We start from the raw sequence: 22084 nt of genomic DNA, 5'->3' as shown, positions 1-22084 counted from the left end.
CTTTCTAGTGGGTAAAACACACATTTTCTCCTTTGTTCATACACTATCGTAATCGACACCATTTTTAAAGGAGATGACCGTTATGCCAATTTGGAAAAAGGCTTCAGCCTTGTTTGCGGTCCTGCTGCTGACAGTGACGACAACCGCCTGTGCGCTTGGAGGCTCGTCAAAAACGGAAACAGTGCGCGTTGCCGAGGTCACGAGATCGATTTTTTACGCTCCTTTTTACGCCGCGATCGCTCAAGGCTTCTTTGAAGAAGAAGGCATTGAGCTTGAATTAACGACGGCCTGGGGCGGCGATAAAGCAATGACTGCCTTGCTGTCGGACGGGGCTGACATCAGTCTCGTCGGTGCGGAGACAACGATTTATGTCTATGCCCAGGAAGCGGCAGATCCGGCTGTTACCTTTGCCGCGCTCACGCAGACCGACGGCACCTTTCTCGTCTCGCGGGAAAAGCTCGATTCCTTTTCCTGGGAGGATTTAAAAGGCAGCACCTTCCTCGGCCAGCGCAAAGGCGGAATGCCGCAGATGGTCGGTGAGCATGTGCTGAAAAAGAATGGTATTGATCCGCACAATGATTTGACACTGATTCAGAGTATTGACTTCGGCAACATTCCTAGTGCATTCGCATCCGGCACTGGTGACTTTGTCCAGCTTTTTGAGCCGCAGGCCACGCTGTTTGAAAATGAAGGTCTCGGTCATATTATCGCTTCCTTTGGCACGGAATCAGGCTCGGTTCCTTACACCGGCTTTATCGCGAAGCAAAGCATGCTGGACGACAATCCGGAAACATTGGAGCGGTTCACCCGCGCGCTCTATAAAGGGCAGCAGTGGGTCGAGCAACACCCGGCAGAAGAGGTTGCCGAGGCCATTATCGACTTTTTTGAAGATACGCCGGTCGAGCTGATCGCCCAAGTTGTGGAACGTTATCACGCCCAAGGCTCCTTCGCTTCATCACCGATAGTCCAGGAAGAAGCCTGGGATAACCTGCACCTCATTATGGAAGAGGCCGGTGAGCTGCCACAACATGTTGATTATGACATCCTTGTTGACACTTCAATAGCAGAGAAGGTCATCGAATAGGGGGAATGCGGCATGTCTATTCTTGAGCTAAATGATGTTACGTGCAGCTATATCACCGAGCGCGAAGCAATGCTGGCGCTTGAGTCGATTTCTTTTTCTGTCGAGGAGGGAGAATTTATCTCCCTTCTTGGCCCAAGCGGCTGCGGCAAAACGACCCTGCTTTCTCTCATCGCCGGTCTGCTCGTGCCGACAAGTGGTCAAATTAGAATCGATGGTCAGGTCCAGCCTTCCTCCGAAAAGGGAGCCAATATCGGCTACATGCTGCAGCAGGATTACTTATTTCCGTGGCGGACGATTGAGGATAATATCACCATCGGACAAAAAATCCGCGGAGACTATTCATCACAGTCACACAAGCGGGCGCTCGACTGGCTCGAGCAAATCGGACTTGGCGATAAAAAGGATGATTACCCGAATCAATTATCCGGGGGCATGCGGCAGCGCGTCGCACTTGTCCGGATGCTCGCGACAGATCCCTCCCTTCTTTTGCTTGATGAGCCGTTTTCAGCGCTCGATTATCAAACAAAGCTGAAGCTGGAGGATCTTGTTTTCAGTACGTTAAAAGCCGCTCACAAAACAGCGATTCTCGTCACCCATGATATTGGCGAGGCGATCGCGATGTCTGACAGGATTATTCTTCTGACTCCACGGCCGGGACGCATTCATCGCACCTTTACGATGCCGGAGGAAATAACCTCCGTCCTACCGTTTGAAGCAAGAAGTCATCCGCGCTTCAATGAGCTGTTTCAGTTAATATGGAAGGAGATGGAACACGTTGAGACGAACACTTGAGGCGTTACATCAGCAGTACTTAGCCAGCGTAAAAAAAGAAAAGCGTCTAGTTCTCACCGTTCAGCTCAGCTTGTTCGTCCTTTTTATTCTCCTCTGGGAACTGGCGGCACGACTTACTTGGATTGATCCGTTGCTGTTCAGTATGCCAAGCCGGATTGGGCAGCTGTTTATCGAACGCCTGACAGACGGCTCCTTACTCGGTCATACAGCGGTCACGTTACTTGAGACGATACTCGGCTTCCTGCTCGGCACTTTCATTGGTACTGCCCTTGCCGCCCTGCTCTGGTGGTCGCGCTTCCTCTCGAAAGTACTTGACCCTTATCTCGTCATCCTAAACTCGATGCCGAAGGTCGCTCTCGGGCCGCTGCTTATTGTCGGCCTCGGCCCCACCTTCACCTCGATCGTGGCGATGGGAGCACTGATCTCCGTCATTATTACAACAATGGTCGTCTACACCGCCTTTCGTGAAGTTGACCCTAACTATTTAAAAGTGATGCACACGTTTCGAGCGACTAAGACACAAACGTTTCAGCATGTTATTTTTCCGGCCTGCCTGCCAACGATCATTTCGACCTTGAAGGTCAATGTCGGCTTAGCCTGGGTCGGCGTCATCGTCGGTGAATTTCTCGTCTCCAAACAGGGACTCGGCTATTTGATCATTTACGGCTTCCAGGTATTTAACTTTACCTTAGTTCTGATGAGCCTGTTTGTCATCGCGATTTTAGCGACAGTTATGTATAAAGGAGTCGAGCTGCTTGAAAGCTATTTGCTGAAACGGTTTTAAACCGTTTCAAAAAAAGAGGAGAGCAACCGGCAACGGTCTGCGCCCTCTCCTCCTTTCACTCTGCAAGCAAGCCTTTCCGCTTGATTTCAGCAAGGACAAGCGGCAGCACCTGATCCTGCATAATAAAGCTGAAACGCTGATCCTCAGCGACAGCAGCAGGAAATTCCTCCAACAGCACCGGCCCCGCCGTTTCCAAATAATCATCTTTCTGCAGCAATTCCTTCACTCTGGCAAAATAAATATTTTTATAAATCGTTTCCTGCCGGCAGCTTACTTCATATTGACCAAGATAATGGACGGCCTCCAGCCGCGCTCCCGTTTCTTCGAATACTTCTCTTTCTGCTGCTTCGACTGCCGACTCTCGTTCCTCGACTTTCCCTCCTGGAAATTCCCAGCCTCTTTTGCTATGGTTCGTCAACAGCCACTTTCCCTGATAGCGGCAGACAATCCACACATGGCCGGCGATTGGAGACAGGCTTGCTTCTTCACCGAAGACCAGCCGCACCTGGCAGCCGTGCTGATCAATAAACTGTTTCATGATCGGTCATCCTTTTTCACTTGTTACGTCAAGTATAACGAGGAAAACGGATAAATACTATTTCTTTTCCTCACCATGTCGCCTTAACGGTTTCCTCCGGCTTGATCGCAAACAGGATAATGACAAGAGCGAGCAGGCAGACAAGAGTATTCAGCAAAAACATCGTCGAATGAGACAGCTTCATAAGTAAAGCAAAAACAGGGGGCCCCAGAGCGACACCAACAAAGCGCATACTGCTGTAAAAGGACGTGATCGACCCACGCTGCTCCATATCAATCCCCTCTGTCACAAGAGCATCGAGGCTCGGCAACGCAATCCCGATCCCCACTCCGCTTATGAACAGCGAGGTCAAGAGTAAATAGACATCTTTAGAGAAGGAGACAGCAAAGATCGCAACGGTTAATAAAGCGATCCCGACAACCGTCATCCACTTCATTTTTTGCTTGTCCTGACCGATCGCCTTACCTGTTGCATAAGAGGCAAAGCAAAGCGCCCCTAACGGAATCGCCAATATAATCCCCTTTTTTATCCCATCAATGTGATAGTCATCCTCAAGCATCGTTGATAAATAAAAAAGCACACCAAAAAGCACAAACATGCAAATGCCGCCCACGATAAACACGGCATACAGCCATCGCCCTTCACGCTTAAAAATCACTTTCATATTTTGCCAAAACTTGCGGAAGCGAATCGGCTCCTTTTTTAAAGGCGGAGATTTCACAAGGAAGATCATCAACAAAATCGAGATGACGCAAAAAGCCGGAAAAGCAAAAAAGGGCATAAACCAGACGATGGTCGCCAATGCTGCGCCGAGTATCGGACTGAGCACCTTACCAAGCGTATTGGCTGTTTCAATCATTCCTAGCCCTTTACTGACATCATCCTCTTTCACATACATATCGCCTACCAGCGGCATCACAATTGGAGATGCACCGGCCGCACCCACTCCTTGTAACAACCGGCCCAGAAGGAGGATCATGTACGGCGCCTCCATTTGCCAGGAGGCAAAGCCGGAAATCAGCCCGCCGATTCCCGCAATGATCAAGCTCGGGATAATGACCTTTTTCCGCCCGATATGATCCGAAATATAACCGGCTACCGGAATACAAAGAATCGCGACAATGGAATAAACCGTGATGAGCATACTGACTTGAAAGGAGGAAATCGACAGCTCCTTTTCAATCTGTGGCAAAACCGGAATCAGCATTGAATTCCCCAACGTCATTACTAACGGAATAGACGAAATGGAAAGAATATCCCATGTCTTTTTTTCCTGCATCTCAAGCTCCCCCGCTCCACCTAGATTGTAGTAGTGTTAGTATGGGGAAAAAGCGGCTTTCTATGCAAAAGAGCTTGAGATAAAAGGTAAAGCGAACCTTTTATCTCAAGCTCTTGAAGTGTGTGCGGAATCTGGGTATGGTTTTGAAGGCTGGAAGTGTGGTTCTTGTCGGGCAGCGTGCGGAGCCATTGCTTTCGCTTTTACTGAGGCAACTCAAGGATGTCAGCGGCTGCATACTGCACGCAGTGAGCAAGGAAAGAAGACCACTTTCCTTGCTCACTTTTAAACCCCTTGTGCAGACTCCGCTCGCTGTTTCAGGCTTTGTTCCAAAAGGATAAAGCATCCTTTTGGAACAAAGCCTCTTACCAATTCAATTCATTATTTTTTTGCAGTGAGCGGTAGAGCTCGTCGAGCATATGCTGCGAATGGGCGATCCGGCTGGCGGTTTGCTGCCGGAATTCCTGCAGCAGTTCTTCGCCGCTCAATCCCTTTTCAATTAAATCCTTCAGCACACTTTCAAACAGTTCGCCCTTTTTCTGAGCGAGCTTCGCTTCAAATAGTACGCTGATTTGTTCAGAAAGCTTCGTGATCGCTTTTAATTTCGTAATCATCGTAGCCGGCTGGTTCTCTTTACTAGTGATGACCACATCAGCCAACATATGGCGGTCCTCTCTTTGCACCCGTTCAAAAAAGTCGAGCTCAGTATGAGCAAACACGGCTTCAATGTACCACGTTTTTTCCGGGTTTTCCATGTTAATGATTAATCCGTCTTCGATCGAGATCTTTTTCTGTTCCACACTGTCTTCCTTACCTTCAAGTAAGCAAATCGAATACAGCTTGAATGTTTTCATCAGTTGCTCCCTCCCTGCTGCCCTGACTGAGAACGGCCTTTTTATCGAATGCCTCCATTTTATCACAGATGACCGGCAAAGAACCAATCCCTTCCCCGGTCGGTACGGCTTTTTCCGGCAAATAAAAAATGTTGACCCAATGGAAGAACAACTCATTGGGTCAACAACCTTCGCTCAATTTATGATGTTTTCATATTCTTGTAATGCAATTCGAGCTGCCGTTCTTCAATCCATTTGATCAGCATTCTTTCCTGTTCATCTAGGCCCCTGCCAAGCTTGCCTTCACACTCATCAATAAGCACCTCAAACAAAGCTTCAACTGCCATAATACAAAACATTCCCTTCTCCAATTAGGATGTTTGACTACCTACCTGTAGAGTCGATTACAATGTATTCCGGCAAGTTTCCATTCATGCATGTATATAACGATTTCGACGAGTATTTGCTAATTCCTGCTAGCAAAAGCGTAAAATTCCTTTTAAAAATTGCTGCGCTCGTAGGCCTGCCTAATTTGCTCCAAGCCTTGTTCAAGCGTTTTGCGTGGACACGCTAAGTTCACCCGCTCAAAATCTTTTCCTTCTTCGCCAAAAATCAAGCCATGATTTAAGGCCACTCTCGCTTCTTCGATGAACCACTTTTTCCTTTCATCCGCGGTCAACGGCAGCTTGGAGCAATCAAGCCAGAGTAAATAGGTTCCTTCACAATCCATCACGCGTAATCGCGGCAAATGCGTTTCGACGTAGCTCTTGACAAATTGATAATTGCTTTCCACATAGCTCATCAAGTCTTCCAGCCATTGCTCCCCGTGTGTGTAGGCGGCTTCTGTCGCCACCTCAGCAAACATGTTGGTCCCGCTGACAAACATATTGGCTAAATGATTAGCCAGCTTTTGCCGCAATTGCTTGTTCTCCGCCACGACATAAGACGTCTGAATTCCGGCCAGGTTGAATGTTTTACTCGGCGCGAGGCATGTCAGCGTCCGCTCGGAGGCATCCTTGTTTAAGGAGGCAAACGGAATGTGCTGCTGGCCTTTAAACAGTAAATCGGCATGAATTTCATCCGAAACAACGAGGAGATCATGCTTCTTGCAAACTGCTGCCAGCTTTTCCAGCTCATCCTGCTTCCAGACACGACCGACCGGATTATGAGGATGACATAAAATAAGCATTTTCGTTTTTTCAGTTATAATCGATTCAAGCTGATCATAGTCCATTTCATAGCGCTCTCCATCAAAGGCCAATGGATTGCGAAGCAGCGTGCGCTTGTTCTTTTTGACTACCTCAAAAAAAGGATAATAAACAGGGGTCTGAATAATGATTTCATCTTCTGGCTCCGTAAAAGCCTGAATAATAAAGCTGATTGTCGGAACGACTCCCGATGTGTACAAAAAGGAGTCGGCCTCCACCTGCCACTGAAAGCGGCGTTGAAGCCAATTTTGCACTGCTTTATCCACCGACCCGCTATGTGCCGGATAGCCGTAAATGCCGTGTTCCACCTTTTGGTGAAGCGCGTCTATCACCGCCTGTGGTGCTTTAAAGTCCATATCGGCGACCCATAAAGGCAGGAGGTCTTTTTCGCCGAATCGCTGCTCAGTCATGTCCCACTTCAATGAATTCGTGCCAAGACGAGGGATTACTTGATCAAATTGCTGATTCATTATGTACACTTCCTTCCAAAATAAAGCGACTATGCTCTTTCCTCTATCATATCATGTTTTCTCTTTTTCGCATGAATGACACCTTCCCTTTCCATCCGTTTTCATTATTTGCTATGTCAAGACGATGGCTTCCTATGGTAAGATGAGGAGGCAAATACCGATGTTTTTTAAAGGATAGGTGGCCATTCATGAGTATTTTAACAGTCAAGAATTTAAGTCATGGCTTTGGGGACAGAGCTATTTTTCATAACGTTTCCTTCCGTCTGCTAAAAGGTGAGCATATCGGCCTGATTGGCGCTAATGGAGAAGGAAAATCAACCTTCATGAATATTATAACCGGAAAGCTGATGCCTGATGAGGGGACCGTCGAATGGTCGAAAAAAGTCCGAGTCGGGTATCTCGACCAGCATACCGTACTGGAGCGCGGCATGACGATGCGCGATGTGTTAAAGAGCGCATTTCAATATATGTTCGACCTTGAAGCTGAAATGACAGCGATGTACGATAAAATGGGCGAATCCGGGCCCAATGAACTTGAGAAGCTCCTCGAGGAAGTCGGTGTCATTCAGGACATGCTGACAAACAATGATTTTTATACGATTGATGCCAAGGTGGAGGAAACCGCCCGGGGACTTGGGCTTGATGAAGTCGGTCTTGACCGTGATGTCGCTGATTTAAGTGGCGGGCAGCGGACGAAAGTGCTGCTGGCCAAGCTCCTGCTGGAAAAGCCCGATATTCTGCTGTTGGATGAACCGACAAACTATCTTGATGAACAGCATATTGTCTGGCTGCAGCGTTATTTGCAGGAGTATGAAAATGCGTTCATTCTGATTTCACACGATCTTCCGTTTTTAAATAGTGTCATCAACTTGATTTATCATATGGAAAATCAGGAATTGAATCGCTATGTCGGTGATTATCATCACTTCCGCGAAGTATATGAAATGAAGAAGCAGCAGCTTGAAGCCGCGTACAAAAAACAGCAGCAGGAAGTCGCCCAGCTCAAGGATTTCGTCGCCCGTAACAAAGCGCGGGTATCCACACGAAACATGGCGATGTCCCGGCAAAAAAAGCTCGATAAAATGGACATGATCGAACTCGCCAAGGAAAAGCCGAAACCGCAATTTCATTTCAAATCGGCCCGGGCAACAGGAAAGCTGATTTTTGAAGCGAAGGATCTTGTTATCGGCTATGATGAGCCATTATCAAAGCCATTAAATTTACGAATGGAGCGTGGACAAAAAATCGCCTTAACAGGAGCAAACGGAATCGGAAAGACGACGTTATTGAAAAGTCTCCTCGGGTTGAACCCGCCGCTTTCCGGTCAGGTAGAGCGCGGCGATTACCAGGAAATCGGTTATTTCGAACAGGAAGTAAAGGACCCGGACCGCACTTGTATCGAAGAGGTGTGGCAGGAATTCCCTGCGCTCAGTCAGGCAGAAGTTCGCGCCGCCCTTGCAAAATGCGGCTTAACGACAAAGCATATTGAAAGCAAAGTCGTCGTATTGAGCGGTGGCGAGAAGGCCAAAGTCCGGCTTTGTAAGCTGATTAACCGCGAAACGAACATTCTCGTGCTCGATGAGCCGACAAACCATCTCGATATTGACGCCAAAGCCGAATTAAAACGCGCGCTCAAGGACTACAAAGGAAGCATCCTCCTCATTTGCCACGAGCCTGAATTTTACGAAGGTCTCGTAACCGATGTCTGGAACGGGGAAACATGGACGACAAAGCTTGTCTAAAAAAGATTGTTTTTTCGTGCCCGTTAGCTATTGGCAATGGCTTCACACGCCACAAGCCCGTTGTGAGAAATCCACTCACAACGGGCTTTAAAAGATCGTGGCGGTTCCGCTCATTGCTTAGAGGCTGGTGTAAAAGGTAAAAAAACAACCTCTTGTCCCAGCTCTCTTTCAACCTTTTGAGACACCTCCGCGATAATAAAACTCCCCGGCTTGAATCAGTCCTTTTCCCGAGCCAAGCTGTTCAAGGCTGTCCTCCTCGCGATAGGCGACCTGCTCGTAAGGTGCCTCCAGTTGAACGCGGGCCAGCTCTTCTCTTCCGCGCTTAAAATCCTTGACGATATCCACCAGCTGCTCCCGGTCAACAATCGTTACTTTGGCGGCTGAAGCCAGCTTACGGCATGATTCTGTCAAGGAAGGCGCCGTTGTAATAATGAGAGCCTTGTCCGCTTCATAGTAAGCCTTGGCGGCATACACCTCCTGGACGGCTGTCAATCCAAGCGGATCGGCCAAACGCTTCGCCTGGACAACTGTTTTTTGGTCATATGTATCATAAAAGAGCAAATCAGCTCCGAAATCCCGGCTTTTTTTCGTAAGAAACGTTTCATAGTCCAATGCCGTCAGCAGGACATATAAATACTCTTCAAATTCATACCCCGTCATCCGGTCAATATCAGCAAGGGTAATCTTCGCGACGTCAAACCTTCTTCTACGCCGGAGGCGCCAAATAAATAACGCGAGAAAAAGCAGAGCCGTTACCGCCAGAACGAAAAAAAGACCCGGCATCATCCACGGTGAGAGAGCATCCTTCATGTCTTCAACTCCTTTCCTTTTATTTTATGTGTTTTTCAGCAGTGATGCAAACATTCGTTTGCTATAAAGTCCCGTTTATATTCTGACTGAGACTGGGCACACTACCAATAAACGCTAAAAGGAAGTGAGATTATTGGTTGAAAATTCATCACGCAAAAAAAGAGCAGCTCTTCTTCCTGTCGTGCTGTTTGTTTTGACATTTCTCCTTGTCCAGTTGTTTCACCTGGACTATACGATATTCGCCTTGACTCTTTCCGCTCTGTTGACCGTTCTCGGCCTGCGGTATATGGTGAAGAATAGATCTCAGATCAAGCTGTTTGATCAAGCCGGATCGCTGTTGGATCTTGATGAAATGACGGAGCAGGAATTTCAGCAGTTTTTGGTTCCCCTTTTTCAATATCAGGGCTATTCGGTGACCCGTCCGATAAAAAATGAAAAAAGAACCGCCGATCTTATTTTGCGAAAACGGGGTGTAAAAGCAGTTGTCCATGCCAAACGGCAAAATGGCCCGCTCGATAAGCAGGCCATTTTGGACGTAATGTCATTAAAGCAAAAATACAAAGCCACGCGACTCGTCATTGTAACGAACCGTTCGTTTTCCTTAGCGGCGGTTAAGCTCGCCCGGGCAAACAAGATAAACCTGATTGACCGGACCTCTCTCGAAGCAATGTACGACGCTTATCTCAGTCATAAACAGCGTCATCGCTTTATTCAACGGGTCCGGACTCTTTTCTTCCGTGAAGAGGCTGGTCAGTAATAGGACTATTTCCGACTTCTATCACAATAAGAAATCAACAGGGAAAAACGCCCTTTTCCTGTTTTCCAGCAAAATAAGCTATGGCTCCACTCGCCACAAGTCCGTTGTGAGAAAACCACTCACATCGGACTTTAAAAGTTCGTGGCGGTTCCTCTCATTGCTTCACAGAGAAACCAAAAGGGAAATACGCCCTTTTGGTTTCTCTGTTACCTTCCCATCCAACCGCCGTCGACTACGATCACTTCTCCATGAATGTAATTGGCGGCTGGTGTGGCTAAATAGAGCACGGCTCCGGCAATGTCCTCCGGCTGGCCCCATCTTCCGGCAGGAATCCGCTCGAGGATCTGACGGCTTCTCGTTTCATCATTAATCAGTGCTTCATTCATATCCGTCGCGATATAGCCAGGAGCTACTGCGTTGACATTCACACCCTGACTCGCCCACTCGTTCGCGAGCGATTTTGTAAACTGGGCAACCGCCCCTTTGCTGGCTGCATAAGCAGGTACGGTAAAGCCTCCCTGAAATGAAAGCAAAGAGGCGAGATTAATAATTTTCCCTTCCTTGCGCTCGAGCATCGCTTTACCAAACGCCTGACAAAGGAAGAAAACTGATTTTGTGTTTACCGCCTGGACCAAATCCCAATCTTCTTCACTGAATTCAACTGAAGGAGAACGCCTTTGCACTCCGGCGTTATTGACAAGAATATCAATATGACCGGCTTCCTTCTTCACTCTGTCGACCAGCTCTTTCATATGACTCGTATCACTTAGATCATATTGGAGCGAGACCGCGCGGACGCCTTTTTTTACAGCTTCTTCGACGACTTCCTCCGCCCGGCCTGATTGACTGACGATGACAATATTAGCTCCAGCCTCGGCAAAGGCCAATGAAATCGCTTTGCCAAGTCCACGGTTCCCTCCGGTAATCAGAGCCGTTTTTCCTTTAATATCGAATATACTCATGGACACTATTCTCCTTCCCCGTCTGATCACATTATTCAGAAAATGAAATAAGAGCCTTCACCATTTCTCCGCCGGCTTTTAGTTCCTTAAACAATCGGCCTGTTTGCTCAACCGGTTCAATATTCGTAATCAGCTGCAACGCTTCCTCGTGCTGATGAAGCAGGGCGGCGGCAATGGTAAAATCTTTATCCGTATATACTCTCGCTCCTTTAAACGTAAGCTCCTTAAAGTTTACATTTTGCAGATCGAGCTGCGTCGGCTTTTTATATGTACCGATCAGCATAATTTCTCCTTTGACGTGGGTGACATCCACCAGTTTCTCAGCGACAGAAGGATGGGCTGCACAGTCAAACACCAAATCATTCTTTGGAATGGCCGCTGTTGCCGGATCCACCGTATGAAAGCCCATCTTCTCAGCCAGCTCCCGTCTGAACGGATTCACTTCAACGACAGTGACACGCTTCGCACCGAAAAATTGCAAAACGAGCGAAATACAAAGACCGATTGGTCCCGCACCGAATACCGTAACGTCGTCCCCGCCTTTAAAACGTGACTCTCTCACAGAATGAACCGCGACAGCGAATGGCTCGACTAGGGCTCCCGCCTTCAAGGACATCCCTTCAGGCAATGGAATCACTTGTTCATTCGGCACCGCCACATATTCCGCCATTCCGCCATCCCGATCAATGCCGACAAGCCTTAGCGATTCGCAAACATGTGGAATGCCTTCGCGGCAAGGCTTGCATTCTCCACAATATAAAAGAGGGTTGACCGTTACCGCACTACCGTCCGCAACCGAAGGATGATCATAAATATGACCGGCCAGTTCATGTCCCATAATAAGCGGCGCCGTCGCCCGCGGATGTCCCCCTCCGTAAATATTCAAATCCGTACCACAGATTCCACAGTAAGAGACTTTCATCAAACACCAGCCGTCCGGCACATCAGGAAAGGTTACCTGCTCAGTCGTGATCGTTTCCGGTCCTTGATAAATTGCGGCTTTCATTGTTTTTGCCACAGCTACCCATCCTTTCTCTCTATATACAATAAGATAACGCTTTCATAATCATACTTTTATATTTTACGTCTGATTATTCCCTTCGTCAATGAACAATCGGAAAACTCTCATTTATCGGACATTTTTTTAAATTAGCCGATCTAAATGTTTAGTTTCGGCAAAAAAAGGGATAGTAAGAACTAAACACATTATTTACAAGGAGGCGTTTGGTAATGAGTGAACAGCACCATGTCGTTTCAAAAGAAGGAAAAGTCAAGCTCAATAAGGTGGATAACGCAATTGAGCGTATGGATCAAGAACGCGTCGAAGATATTTTAGCCAGCTTTGAAGACTTTAAGGCCTATTTAAGCAAGCGGGTCGATTTAGCAAAAAAAATCGGTTTAAATGAAGAGCAGCTTGCTTTATCTGCCGAAAAAATCGGCGACTATCTCTCCAATCACGTCGAGCCACAAAACCGTGAGGAAAAATTGCTGCAGGAATTATGGAGAGCCGGCAACAAGGAAGAACGTCATATGCTCGCCCATATGCTGGTTAAGCTTGTTGATTAAAGAAGAAGAGGTCCAGACAAAACCAGTTAGCGTACAGGAGCAATGGCTCCACTCGCCACAATCCCGTTGTGAGAAACCCACTCACACCGGGATTTAAAAGATCGTGGCGGCTCCGCTCATTGCTTAGAGGCATGGATAAAAGGTAAAAACAACCTTTTATCCATGCCTCATTTACTCGCTTACATTTTCTTTTTTGTATAATGCGCCATTTTCCACATAATGATGGGCGCCTTGTTTCGCCCGTTCAATATTCTCAGGTGATAGCTGGCGGATCGCTTTCGCCGGGACCCCGGCAACCAGCATTCCAGGCTCGATGACTTTTCCTTCTGTAACAAGCGCCCCGGCCGCAATCAATGCGCCCTCGCCGATGACCGCGCCATTTAAAATCGTCGCGCCCATTCCAATAAGCGCTCCATCCTTCACGGTGCAACCGTGTAAGGTCACATTATGACCAATCGTAACGTTCTCACCAACAGTTACAGGATAGCCCGGATCGACATGAACGACCGTGCCGTCCTGCACATTCGACCCTTTTCCGATTGTAATTTTTTCATTGTCGCCGCGCATGACAACATTAAACCAGACAGTGGTATCTTCCTGTAATTCAATATTTCCGATTAACTGGGCTCCTGGTGCAATATACGTGCTTGGATCAACGCTTGGATAATGTCCCTTTAGTTTATGCAACATATGCTTACCACCTTTTCGAATAGAATATGAAAACGGATTAACTCTTTACTTCTTCTTTGCCGCTATTAATAATTCCTTTCTCTTCAAGCTCTTTAATTTGCTCCGGTGTGTAATTTAATGCTGCCAATACTTCAGCAGAATGCTGTCCCAGTGTCGGAGCAGCAGATTTAATTTGTCCAGGCGTTTCAGAAAACTTCGATGCCGGACCAATTGTTTTCATCTTCCCAATAACCGGATGCTCAACCTCTTGAATCATATCTCTTGCTAAATAATGTTCGTCCTCAACCGCCTGAGCGAAGTTATTAATCGGGCCGGCCGGTACCTTCGCTTCCTCACATTTCTTCACCCAATAATCCGTTGTGTTGACAGCAAAGATTTCTTCAATCATTTCCTCAAGCTCTTCGACATTGTCATGACGGTCCGTATTCGTTTGGAAGCGCGGGTCTTCAATCCATTCTGGCTTCTCAATGACGAGGCGGCAAAACGCTTCCCATGTCCGCTGATTGGCGCATCCGAGCATCAAATAGCCGTCCTGCGTCTTTAATGCCTGATACGGAGCTGACACACGGTGTCTCCAGCCTGTTGGCTCCGGAAGTGTTCCGTTGGCAAAATAAGCAGCCGCTTCCCAAATGAACCACGGTAAACCGGACTCGACAAGCGAAACGTCAACGTGCTGCCCTTTACCTGTTTGCAGCTTATGAACATAAGCGGCAAGAATTGAATAAGCCGCGGTGATACCGGCGCCGATATCATAAACCGCGATACCTGATTTCAATGGACGCTTTCCAGGCTCGCCGGTCATGCTCATTAAACCGGTCATCCCTTGAGCAACTAAATCAAATCCGCCTTTATGGGCATATGGACCACTTTGTCCATAACCGGAAATTGAGCAATAAATGATCCCCGGATTAATTTCTTTAATCGTGTCATAATCAATTTTCAGTGATTTTGTTACGCCAGGCCGATAATTTTCAACAATGACATCGGCTTCTTTCGCAAGCTTGTAGAAGATTTCCTTCCCTTCCTGCTCTTTTAAGTTCAAGCCGACGCTTTTCTTATTGCGGTTAATTTGGAAAAAGCAGGTCGATTCGCCGTTGACGTATGGGCCCATTTGCCGAGAATCATCCCCACCGTTTAGTTTTTCAATCTTTGTCACTTCTGCTCCTAAATCACTGAGCACCATTGTACAATAAGGTCCCGCCATAATTTGTGAAGCATCTAAAATTTTCATTCCTTTTAATGCTGACATGTCTGTCACCTCCACTTTTTTTGGAAACGCTTCCACAATCTTGCTTTGTTCTCTTGATCTATTTAGTTGGACTCTGCCGAATTTTCTTTTTTAGTAAAAATGATGCGTCCACGATTCATATCATTAGTCACATGAGTACCAACCGCTTCGATTGCTTTATTGACATCCCTTTCCTGGACCGCTTCAAGTATCTTCCCATGTTCCTCGGTCACTTCTCGATTATAATCCAAGTATTTTAGCGCATTGGCCCGGTAAATGAGAAGCAGCGAGCGAATATTTTCAAGCATTTGTACTAATCTTCTATTTGAACATGTATGATAAAAGACTTCATGAAACTGAGTATTTAACGTTAAAATATCCAAGTAATTTTCATTTTTCAGAGCATTTCGTGCCTGTACCAAAATATCGGCAGCCTTTTCTAAACTCTCATCTGAAATTTCAGCGACCACCATACTCATCACTTGCTTTTCTAATAGCAGACGACAGAAGTAAAGCTCTTCATAATCCGTTAAATTAATCGAAACAACCCTCGTACCTAAATGATTCTGAATCAAAACCACCAGTGTGAACTGGTGGTTTGTTCTGCGGCTGAAAGCCTCTCTTACCGGCCTTGGCCTTAAAGGCCCACTGAAAGGGTTTCCCGTCTGCACCACATTCACTCACTAATTCTAAAGAATTTCCTTATTTCTTCTTATTTTTCTCACCAGTAAAAGGGTCATGTTCTTCGAATAATGTTAACTGATCACCCATGTAGTCTTCTCTCAGCTGATTCTTAATATATTCTTGTATTTGTTTCTTATTTCTGCCTACTGTATCGACATAGAATCCCCGGCACCAGAACTTCCGGTTCCCATATCGATACTTCAAATTGGCATGTCGATCAAATATCATGAGACTACTTTTCCCTTTTAAGTAACCCATGAATTGAGATACACTTAACTTTGGTGGAATACTGACTAACATATGAATGTGATCCGGACAAGCATTGGCTTCATGGATAACGACTCCTTTCCGTTCACATAAATCTCTTATAATTTGTCCAATGCTTTTTTTGTATTTTCCATAAATGATTTGTCTTCTGTACTTTGGCGCAAATACTATGTGATACTTACAATTCCATGTTGTGTGTGCTAAACTATTCATGTCCTTCACAGGGCATACCTCCTTCGATGATGAGATGAAGTGGTCGGGAAACCAACTTTATCCTATCATGAAGTGAGGTTTTTTTAATACCACGCTAGAAGCTCTTTTGAACCCCCGGCATAGCCAGGGGTTTTCTAAACCACTAAAATAAGCAGTCCCTCTTTTTGGAGCTGCCTTAATGCCTCACGCAACGGTGTTCTACTAACCTGATATTCTTTTGCAAGCTTTGAAACAATTACCTTTGATCCCGGTGTCAGTTCACCTGTTAGAATCAGATGTTTTATTCTGTCATATGCCTGTTTATATAAAGGCTGTGCCAATTCAAACTGCACTTGTCATCCTCCTTCCACAAACCACTGAATATTGGATCCAGTTTGGTTCTTATGATAAAAAATCACCTGCCAACAGTCAAATATTATCATAGAATCGAGATCAATACTGTAATCGTTAGGATACTCACTAAAGTCGTAATAAATGTCGTACCAGAAACTAACTTCGCCTCTGCATTAAATTGAACAGCAAAAATTGTAGCTGCTGAGGCTGTCGGCATCGCCGCCGTTAAAATTAACACCTTCTGTAAAAGCGGGTCCATTGTAAACAACTGGGTTAACCCAAAGGCGAAAAGCGGAGCAACGACAAGCTTCATAACCGTTGCAAATGAAATGTATTCCCATTGAAGGCTCTTGACCTTAATTTGTGCAAGCTGCATCCCCAAAATAACCATCACACATGGAATGGAGGCGTCAGCGACAAACGATACCATTGAAAAAATATTCTCCGGCAATTGTAAGTGAAACAATTTGACCAATGCCGCGGCGAATACAGCATAAATAGCTGGTATCGTAAAGACGGCCTTTACCGCTAATTTCATATTCATGTTTCCGCGGGCGGCATAATAAAGGCCAACGGAATTTAAGAGAATAGAAGATAAAATATAAAAGGAAATGGCATAATCAAATGCAGTGGTTCCATACGCAAACAGAATGATCGGTGAGCCGTAATTTCCGGCGTTCATATAGGAAGTTGATAAAATCAGCCCACTTTCCACCGATGATGGCAGTTTGCGTATTTTCGCATACAATTTCACTGTTACGATCGTTAATGTCAGCAGCAGCAGACTAAAAGCGATCAAATAGACGTATTGGACCGTCACTTCTGTTGTGTACAACGTCCGAAAGACGAGACATGGCATGAAAATATACACAACGAGCGTAGAAATGGCCTTCGTATCTATTTTTTTCGTCTTTTGCAGGACAAACCCGACTGCAAACACTAACAATACCGGAACAATGACTTCAAAAAATATGCCCACCAGTTACCACTTTCTTTCTACAGTCTTTCCTTTCGCAAATCAGCTTTATTGCCCATCTGCTGCTGGTTTTGATTTTGTGAATAGTTTCTTGATTGCTGGAGCGAATAAAGCCAGCACTGCTAATGCTAATAATGTCGCACTGATAGGCCGAGTAAAGAAGACAGAGTAGTCACCACCCGACATCGTTAACGAACGGCGGAATTCTGCTTCCCCGATCGGACCTAGCACAACTCCTAAAATGATCGTCGCCAATGGAAATTTCAATTTTTCAAGGAAAAATCCAATGATCCCGAACACGAACATCACCCAAATATCAAAAATAGAGTTTCTCACCGCAAATGTACCGATAATACAAAGCATCAGGATTAATGGTCCTAATACCGTGTAAGGTACCTTCATTACATAAGAGAACATTCTGATAAACGGCTTGGCAAATATCAGGATTGAAATGTTAACGATTAATAAGCCGATAAAGATCGTATAGACAAGCTCAGCTGATGACGTCAATAGCATCGGACCAGGCTGGAGACCGTGAAGAACAAATGCACCAAGGATTACGGCTGTCGTTGCACTTCCCGGGATACCAAGGGCGAGTAACGGAACCATTGCCCCCATCGCCGCCGCGTTATTCGCCGATTCCGGTGCGGCAATTCCTTCCGGCACCCCTGTACCGAATTCTTTCTTTGGACGCTTTGACCAGCGCACCGCTTCACTATAACTGAGCATCGACGCGGTTGTCGCTCCAACGCCCGGCAGAATCCCAACGAGGATACCTAAAATTGACGATCTCGCGAGAGTACTGCTGATTTGTTTGAAAATAGCCATTTCGAAGATTTTTGTTTTAACCTTTTGGAATTTTTGCTTAATCGTATGGTCTTCAGCGCTCTTCCGTAGCACTTCAGAAATCGCAAATAATCCAATTAAAATTGGGATTAACTCCACTCCGGACATCAGGTTGCTTGAGTCAAATGTAAAGCGCGCTGTTCCGGTCATCGAATCCATACCGATTGTGGCAATAAACAATCCAAACAAGACACCGATTAATCCTCTCGTTAAATCACCGCCACTTAACGAAGCAACGACAGTCAACCCAAGGACAGCTAAAGCAAAAAACTCAGGTGACGAGAAGTTTAACGCAAATGTAGCTAACGGCGGCGTAAGAAAAATCAAGGCAATACAGCCGACGACCCCACCAATGACCGAGCTTAAAATCCCGATTCCGAGCGCCTGCCCTGCTTTCCCTTTCTTCGTCATCGGATAACCATCAAATACCGTCACGATTGCTTCAGGAGTACCCGGTGTTCTAAATAAAATTGCGCTGATCAGCCCGGAGAAAACAGCTGAAGCATAAATTCCTGTCAACAGTAGGAAAGCTGGTTCGGTTCCCATGCCGTATGTGACAGGCAACAAAATAATAATAAGCATCGTCCCGCTAATCCCCGGCATCGCTCCACCAAGGAATCCAACAAATACAGCGACCAGCAAAACAAACAGGTTCATTGGATCAAGAACACTGACAACGCCAGTCAATAACCCATCGAGCATGAATCTCCCTCCTTATCGCTCATATCTTAATAAAGAAAATAGCTTAACTCTCTGAATATACCAACGCCTCTGGGTAATGGGATATTTAGCGTGTTTGCAAATAAATAAATGAAACAAGCCGTCCCAAGCACCCCGGTCAAGGCCATTGAGTACCACTTTCTCATTCCGATAATAAGCGCAATTCCAATCAGCATAAATGGAGTTGTCGGCACAAATCCGATAAAACTTAAAGATAGAATATAAACAAACAGCGCTAGTATAATAATGAGATAACGTGATTTATGCACTTCTTCTACTTCGAATTCTTCTTCTACCTTCTCAGTTTCACTTATGCTTTCTTCAACGATTGCAGGGCGTTTCATTTCACGCAGTGATTTGATTAGGAGGACAATCCCCATGATCGCTAAACTAATTAGAACGACTCTAGGCCAAAATTCCGGACCTATGGATGTTGAAGAAGAGGCAGGAATTTGCAAAGTGTAAATGAAAAAGAATATAGAAAAGATAATTGTTGCAATCGACAATGCTAAATTGCCCATAATTTTCATACCTCCTCAAAAAAAGATCAAGAGGATGTCCCGAAAGAATGGTTCAGGACAACCCTCAATATAATGATCGAAATGAAAGGTTATTTTCTTAGCTGAATGCATTCACTTACATTCACTTTTTCTAAGAACTATTCTACTTCTACGCCTGCCAGAATCTCTGTAAAGGCATCAATATCATTTCTTAATTTCTCCGTATAATCCGCTGAGCCTAACCAGCCTTCGCGAAGGTGAAGGAATGAATTTTCTGCGTATTGCTGATATTCCTCTGAATCATAAACCTCTTTTGCAACTTGCTCCAGTTTGTCAATAATTTCTTGTGGCACATCATTGCGGATAAGGAACCCACGCTCAACCCCATTTGTAATATCCCAACCGTTTTCAACAGTTGTTGGGATTTCAGGGAAATCTTCAATTCTTTCTTCCGCGAAGAAGACAAGTGGCTGGATTTCTCCACCTTCAATAGAAGAGATCGTCGGTCCAATTTCCTCCATCATTGCTTCAATATGTCCACCGAGTACAGCCGCGTGCATTTGACCTGCTCCCTCGAAAGGTACAAATTCTAAATCAAGACCTGTTTCCCGCTCTAACAACGTAAATGCAACCTGATCCATTGTCCCTACGCCAGTACCGCCAATTCTGATTGTTCCCGGATTGGCTTCCGCCTGGGCGACAAAGTCCTCAATGCTTTCAAAGGTTCCTGTTTTTGCTTGTAAGGCATACGTGTCGCTTTGGAAGCGAGCAAGGGCATTAAAGACATTCAATTCGTTGTTTGTGTTAATTCCTGTCGCAACCTGGATTGGAAGAGCAGATGTTGCCACGATTGTATAACCGTCAGCCGGAGCCTTTGCCCCCATTTCCTTGGCAATCGCACCACTTGCTCCTTCCTGGTTAATGACATTAATATTAACGCCGAGAATTTCTTCCATTTGTTTCGCTACTTGACGGGCAAAGTTGTCAGTTCCTCCACCGGCACCATGACCTACAAGAATTTCAATGTCTCTTTCCGGATATCCATCAGCAGCGCCTTCAGCCGCTGCGCCGTCGTCTCCCCCATCTGCCGATTCTCCTCCGCCATCTGTTTCAGAGCTTCCACATGCCACAAGGCCGACGCTAAGCAATAATGCAAATAATACATACAGTAAGTTTTTCTTCATCATTTTCCCCCACCTTTTTAGTAAAATTCAAATAATTGATAACGGATACATTTTTGATCATTCAATCTCTTTATTTCGCCAATTCGCTTCTTTGCTTTCTTCCAGCTACAAGACGCAATGCCAGTTTCATTGCCGCTTCCATCGCTCCTGAATCCGCTTCGCCTTTACCGGCGATATCAAAGGCTGTTCCGTGGGCCGGAGTTGTTAATACAACAGGTAACCCTCCACTGACTGTGACACCTCTGTAGAAACCGAGAAGCTTCATCCCAGTCTGCGCCTGATCATGATACATGCCGACCAGACAATTAAACGGATCTTTATCTCTCCGTAAAAAGAGCGTATCTGCCGGGAACGGACCGGTTACATTGATTCCTTCAGATTGCGCCTCTTTCACCGCCGGAATAATTTCATCAATTTCCTCCCGGCCAATCATTCCGCCTTCCCCGGCATGCGGGTTTAATGCAGAGACAACGATTTTTGGATTTTCTACTCCGGCCATCGTCATATTTTCATAGGCAAAATTGATGACTTCATGAACGCGCTCTTTCGTGACAAGCGAACTCACCTTACTAATTGGAACATGTGATGTTACGCGGGTAACCCAAAGATCATCCATGACATTGATTTCGCCAAAGCCTTTTTCACAGTTCAGCAATGAAGCAAAATAGTGAATCTCATCTTCAAAATGATGGCCACCACGATGCAGCGCTTCTTTATTTAGCGGAGCATACACAATTCCGTCTAAATCACCGGCCTTGGCCAGATCCATTGCATATTTCAATGTTTCTCCCGATACACGACCGGAATCGATTGAAAGCTTCCCTAACTCATACGTTTCAGGATTTAAATTTTCCAGGTCAATAAACCAAACACGATCTTCCTCCGGTTTAACATCGGCGATTGATTTAACTTTTGTATACTCGACCGATAGACCTGTAATTGCCTCTCCCTGGCGATAAACTCTCTCATCCCCAATCAGTACCCATCTCGCGTGATTTTTGATTTCGTCTTTTTGAAGTGCTCGGATAACAAGCTCGGAGCCAATACCGGTTGCCTCTCCAAAAAGCAAACCCATCGTTAACTTTTCTCCCAATTTACGCCCCCCTGACATTATTTCAAATTCAAATTAATAGATTGCAGCAGTTACAGCGACCTATATGAGAACCCTTTCATAATTGGCAATTTGGTTTAAAGAGTATCCTGGATCCAGCACCCAACTAAAAAAAGAGATACTCAAACCAGATATTCTATCTTTCGACAATTTTCTCACCGAGTGCCAAAAAAGTTCACAAATTTGTAACTGACAAGTTAATAGTAAATTAAACCGTTTACATTCGTCAACATATTGTTTTTGACACCCTTAAATTACCGAAAGTTGACGGTATTGCCTGTCCAGAATTAGTCGATTATAATGTCCGTATATAATTCGAAACATTTCGACATTTATAATTCTGGGGAAAGGAAAAAGACATCTCCCATAACGTATAACTGCGCCAACAGTTATACGGGAGACGTCCCACCAAAAAAGTATATGGTTATTGTATCAGATTATCAGCTGATTGAAAACATACTTACTGGAGTTTTTAGTTAGGGGTGCAGAGAGGATCCCTTCTCCATGTTG

The 22084-nt window shown here is 45.6% G+C and carries 25 protein-coding genes; 6 read left to right on the top strand and 19 right to left on the bottom strand.

Going from position 1 to position 22084, the window contains the following annotated elements; genetic code table 11:
• Positions 1-82 precede the first annotated feature (82 nt).
• Genes M3212_RS02010 through M3212_RS02000 form a run of 3 tightly spaced genes read left to right on the top strand, consistent with a single transcriptional unit; the run spans position 83 to position 2660 of the window.
• Positions 83-1084 (top strand): ABC transporter substrate-binding protein, encoded by a 1002-nt coding sequence (locus M3212_RS02010; protein WP_251192273.1) that lies wholly within the window; start codon positions 83-85, stop codon positions 1082-1084.
• A 12-nt stretch (positions 1085-1096) separates the two neighbouring features.
• Positions 1097-1876 (top strand): ABC transporter ATP-binding protein, encoded by a 780-nt coding sequence (locus M3212_RS02005; protein WP_251192272.1) that lies wholly within the window; start codon positions 1097-1099, stop codon positions 1874-1876.
• Positions 1860-2660 carry an ABC transporter permease gene (locus M3212_RS02000; protein ID WP_251192271.1) on the top strand — a complete coding sequence of 267 codons (801 nt, stop codon included), beginning with the start codon at positions 1860-1862 and terminating at the stop codon, positions 2658-2660. The genes M3212_RS02005 and M3212_RS02000 overlap by 17 nt, the downstream gene beginning before the upstream one ends.
• A gap of 55 nt (positions 2661-2715) precedes the next feature.
• Here M3212_RS02000 and ytkD read toward each other — a convergent pair whose 3' ends face one another.
• The 6 genes from ytkD to M3212_RS01970 form a co-directional block, all read right to left on the bottom strand.
• A complete protein-coding gene (gene ytkD / locus M3212_RS01995; RefSeq protein WP_251192270.1) occupies positions 2716-3198 on the bottom strand; it encodes an RNA deprotection pyrophosphohydrolase in 483 nt (160 codons plus the stop codon).
• Positions 3199-3268: 70 nt separating this feature from the next.
• A complete protein-coding gene (locus M3212_RS01990; RefSeq protein ID WP_251192269.1) occupies positions 3269-4477 on the bottom strand; it encodes an MFS transporter in 1209 nt (402 codons plus the stop codon).
• Between the two features lie 362 nt (positions 4478-4839).
• A complete protein-coding gene (locus M3212_RS01985; protein WP_251192268.1) occupies positions 4840-5328 on the bottom strand; it encodes a YwpF-like family protein in 489 nt (162 codons plus the stop codon).
• Positions 5291-5479 (bottom strand): hypothetical protein, encoded by a 189-nt coding sequence (locus M3212_RS01980; RefSeq protein ID WP_251192267.1) that lies wholly within the window; start codon positions 5477-5479, stop codon positions 5291-5293. Before M3212_RS01980 ends, M3212_RS01985 begins: the two co-directional genes overlap by 38 nt.
• A gap of 28 nt (positions 5480-5507) precedes the next feature.
• Positions 5508-5666: a hypothetical protein gene (locus M3212_RS01975; RefSeq protein ID WP_251192266.1), complete on the bottom strand. Its 159-nt coding sequence runs from the start codon at positions 5664-5666 to the stop codon at positions 5508-5510.
• A 140-nt stretch (positions 5667-5806) separates the two neighbouring features.
• Positions 5807-6985 (bottom strand): MalY/PatB family protein, encoded by a 1179-nt coding sequence (locus M3212_RS01970; RefSeq protein WP_251192265.1) that lies wholly within the window; start codon positions 6983-6985, stop codon positions 5807-5809.
• A gap of 188 nt (positions 6986-7173) precedes the next feature.
• Here M3212_RS01970 and M3212_RS01965 point away from each other — a divergent pair, with 188 nt between their 5' ends.
• Positions 7174-8727 (top strand): ABC-F family ATP-binding cassette domain-containing protein, encoded by a 1554-nt coding sequence (locus M3212_RS01965; protein WP_251192264.1) that lies wholly within the window; start codon positions 7174-7176, stop codon positions 8725-8727.
• A 168-nt stretch (positions 8728-8895) separates the two neighbouring features.
• Here M3212_RS01965 and M3212_RS01960 read toward each other — a convergent pair whose 3' ends face one another.
• Positions 8896-9537, bottom strand: a complete 642-nt coding sequence (locus M3212_RS01960) for a restriction endonuclease (RefSeq protein ID WP_251192263.1) — start codon at positions 9535-9537, stop codon at positions 8896-8898.
• 133 nt (positions 9538-9670) lie between these two features.
• Between M3212_RS01960 and M3212_RS01955 the strand changes: the two genes are divergently transcribed.
• Positions 9671-10294 (top strand): restriction endonuclease, encoded by a 624-nt coding sequence (locus tag M3212_RS01955; protein ID WP_251192262.1) that lies wholly within the window; start codon positions 9671-9673, stop codon positions 10292-10294.
• A gap of 206 nt (positions 10295-10500) precedes the next feature.
• Here M3212_RS01955 and M3212_RS01950 read toward each other — a convergent pair whose 3' ends face one another.
• Positions 10501-11256: a glucose 1-dehydrogenase gene (locus tag M3212_RS01950; protein WP_251192261.1), complete on the bottom strand. Its 756-nt coding sequence runs from the start codon at positions 11254-11256 to the stop codon at positions 10501-10503.
• Positions 11257-11287: 31 nt separating this feature from the next.
• Positions 11288-12274, bottom strand: a complete 987-nt coding sequence (locus M3212_RS01945; RefSeq protein WP_251192260.1) for a zinc-dependent alcohol dehydrogenase — start codon at positions 12272-12274, stop codon at positions 11288-11290.
• A gap of 212 nt (positions 12275-12486) precedes the next feature.
• Between M3212_RS01945 and M3212_RS01940 the strand changes: the two genes are divergently transcribed.
• On the top strand, positions 12487-12822 hold the full coding sequence (locus tag M3212_RS01940; RefSeq protein ID WP_251192259.1) for a DUF3243 domain-containing protein: 336 nt from the start codon (positions 12487-12489) through the stop codon (positions 12820-12822).
• Between the two features lie 171 nt (positions 12823-12993).
• Here M3212_RS01940 and M3212_RS01935 read toward each other — a convergent pair whose 3' ends face one another.
• From M3212_RS01935 to M3212_RS01890, 10 genes are all read right to left on the bottom strand, one after another.
• Entirely contained in the window at positions 12994-13512 is a 519-nt protein-coding gene (locus M3212_RS01935) for a gamma carbonic anhydrase family protein (protein ID WP_251192258.1), read from the bottom strand.
• Positions 13513-13549: 37 nt separating this feature from the next.
• Positions 13550-14761: a CaiB/BaiF CoA transferase family protein gene (locus M3212_RS01930; RefSeq protein WP_251192257.1), complete on the bottom strand. Its 1212-nt coding sequence runs from the start codon at positions 14759-14761 to the stop codon at positions 13550-13552.
• Between the two features lie 62 nt (positions 14762-14823).
• Positions 14824-15411: a GntR family transcriptional regulator gene (locus M3212_RS01925; protein ID WP_251192256.1), complete on the bottom strand. Its 588-nt coding sequence runs from the start codon at positions 15409-15411 to the stop codon at positions 14824-14826.
• A 31-nt stretch (positions 15412-15442) separates the two neighbouring features.
• Positions 15443-15904, bottom strand: coding sequence for an IS200/IS605 family transposase (gene tnpA / locus M3212_RS01920; RefSeq protein ID WP_134229596.1), 462 nt, complete (start codon positions 15902-15904; stop codon positions 15443-15445).
• A gap of 134 nt (positions 15905-16038) precedes the next feature.
• On the bottom strand, positions 16039-16236 hold the full coding sequence (locus M3212_RS01915) for a GntR family transcriptional regulator (protein ID WP_251192255.1): 198 nt from the start codon (positions 16234-16236) through the stop codon (positions 16039-16041).
• Positions 16237-16322: 86 nt separating this feature from the next.
• Complete coding sequence (locus M3212_RS01910; RefSeq protein WP_251192254.1) at positions 16323-17216, bottom strand: AEC family transporter; 894 nt, start codon at positions 17214-17216, stop codon at positions 16323-16325.
• Positions 17217-17261: 45 nt separating this feature from the next.
• Positions 17262-18761, bottom strand: a complete 1500-nt coding sequence (locus M3212_RS01905; RefSeq protein WP_251192253.1) for a tripartite tricarboxylate transporter permease — start codon at positions 18759-18761, stop codon at positions 17262-17264.
• Positions 18762-18787: 26 nt separating this feature from the next.
• Complete coding sequence (locus tag M3212_RS01900) at positions 18788-19300, bottom strand: tripartite tricarboxylate transporter TctB family protein (protein WP_251192252.1); 513 nt, start codon at positions 19298-19300, stop codon at positions 18788-18790.
• Between the two features lie 137 nt (positions 19301-19437).
• Positions 19438-20463: a tripartite tricarboxylate transporter substrate binding protein gene (locus M3212_RS01895; RefSeq protein ID WP_251192251.1), complete on the bottom strand. Its 1026-nt coding sequence runs from the start codon at positions 20461-20463 to the stop codon at positions 19438-19440.
• Between the two features lie 70 nt (positions 20464-20533).
• Entirely contained in the window at positions 20534-21556 is a 1023-nt protein-coding gene (locus tag M3212_RS01890) for a 4-hydroxythreonine-4-phosphate dehydrogenase PdxA (RefSeq protein WP_251192250.1), read from the bottom strand.
• Between the last annotated feature and the right edge of the window lie 528 nt (positions 21557-22084).

The sequence above is a fragment of the Halalkalibacter oceani genome (assembly GCF_023715705.1).
Classification (GTDB): domain Bacteria; phylum Bacillota; class Bacilli; order Bacillales; family Bacillaceae_D; genus Halalkalibacter; species Halalkalibacter oceani_A.
The sequence above is the reverse complement of the archived record's forward strand: the minus strand, read 5'-3'. Positions and strand labels throughout refer to the sequence as shown.

Excerpts from the sequence above, each read along its gene's own strand:
- ytkD (WP_251192270.1), bottom strand. The coding sequence starts at position 3,198 with ATGAAACAGTTTATTGATCAGCACGGCTGCCAGGTGCGGCTGGTCTTC.
- M3212_RS01960 (WP_251192263.1), bottom strand. The coding sequence starts at position 9,537 with ATGAAGGATGCTCTCTCACCGTGGATGATGCCGGGTCTTTTTTTCGTT.
- M3212_RS01905 (WP_251192253.1), bottom strand. The coding sequence starts at position 18,761 with ATGCTCGATGGGTTATTGACTGGCGTTGTCAGTGTTCTTGATCCAATG.
- M3212_RS01900 (WP_251192252.1), bottom strand. The coding sequence starts at position 19,300 with ATGGGCAATTTAGCATTGTCGATTGCAACAATTATCTTTTCTATATTC.
- M3212_RS01965 (WP_251192264.1), top strand. The coding sequence starts at position 7,174 with ATGAGTATTTTAACAGTCAAGAATTTAAGTCATGGCTTTGGGGACAGA.
- M3212_RS01950 (WP_251192261.1), bottom strand. The coding sequence starts at position 11,256 with ATGAGTATATTCGATATTAAAGGAAAAACGGCTCTGATTACCGGAGGG.
- M3212_RS01935 (WP_251192258.1), bottom strand. The coding sequence starts at position 13,512 with ATGTTGCATAAACTAAAGGGACATTATCCAAGCGTTGATCCAAGCACG.
- tnpA (WP_134229596.1), bottom strand. The coding sequence starts at position 15,904 with ATGAATAGTTTAGCACACACAACATGGAATTGTAAGTATCACATAGTA.
- M3212_RS02010 (WP_251192273.1), top strand. The coding sequence starts at position 83 with ATGCCAATTTGGAAAAAGGCTTCAGCCTTGTTTGCGGTCCTGCTGCTG.
- M3212_RS02005 (WP_251192272.1), top strand. The coding sequence starts at position 1,097 with ATGTCTATTCTTGAGCTAAATGATGTTACGTGCAGCTATATCACCGAG.
- M3212_RS01975 (WP_251192266.1), bottom strand. The coding sequence starts at position 5,666 with ATGTTTTGTATTATGGCAGTTGAAGCTTTGTTTGAGGTGCTTATTGAT.
- M3212_RS01940 (WP_251192259.1), top strand. The coding sequence starts at position 12,487 with ATGAGTGAACAGCACCATGTCGTTTCAAAAGAAGGAAAAGTCAAGCTC.
- M3212_RS01970 (WP_251192265.1), bottom strand. The coding sequence starts at position 6,985 with ATGAATCAGCAATTTGATCAAGTAATCCCTCGTCTTGGCACGAATTCA.
- M3212_RS01930 (WP_251192257.1), bottom strand. The coding sequence starts at position 14,761 with ATGTCAGCATTAAAAGGAATGAAAATTTTAGATGCTTCACAAATTATG.
- M3212_RS01990 (WP_251192269.1), bottom strand. The coding sequence starts at position 4,477 with ATGCAGGAAAAAAAGACATGGGATATTCTTTCCATTTCGTCTATTCCG.
- M3212_RS01985 (WP_251192268.1), bottom strand. The coding sequence starts at position 5,328 with ATGAAAACATTCAAGCTGTATTCGATTTGCTTACTTGAAGGTAAGGAA.
- M3212_RS01895 (WP_251192251.1), bottom strand. The coding sequence starts at position 20,463 with ATGAAGAAAAACTTACTGTATGTATTATTTGCATTATTGCTTAGCGTC.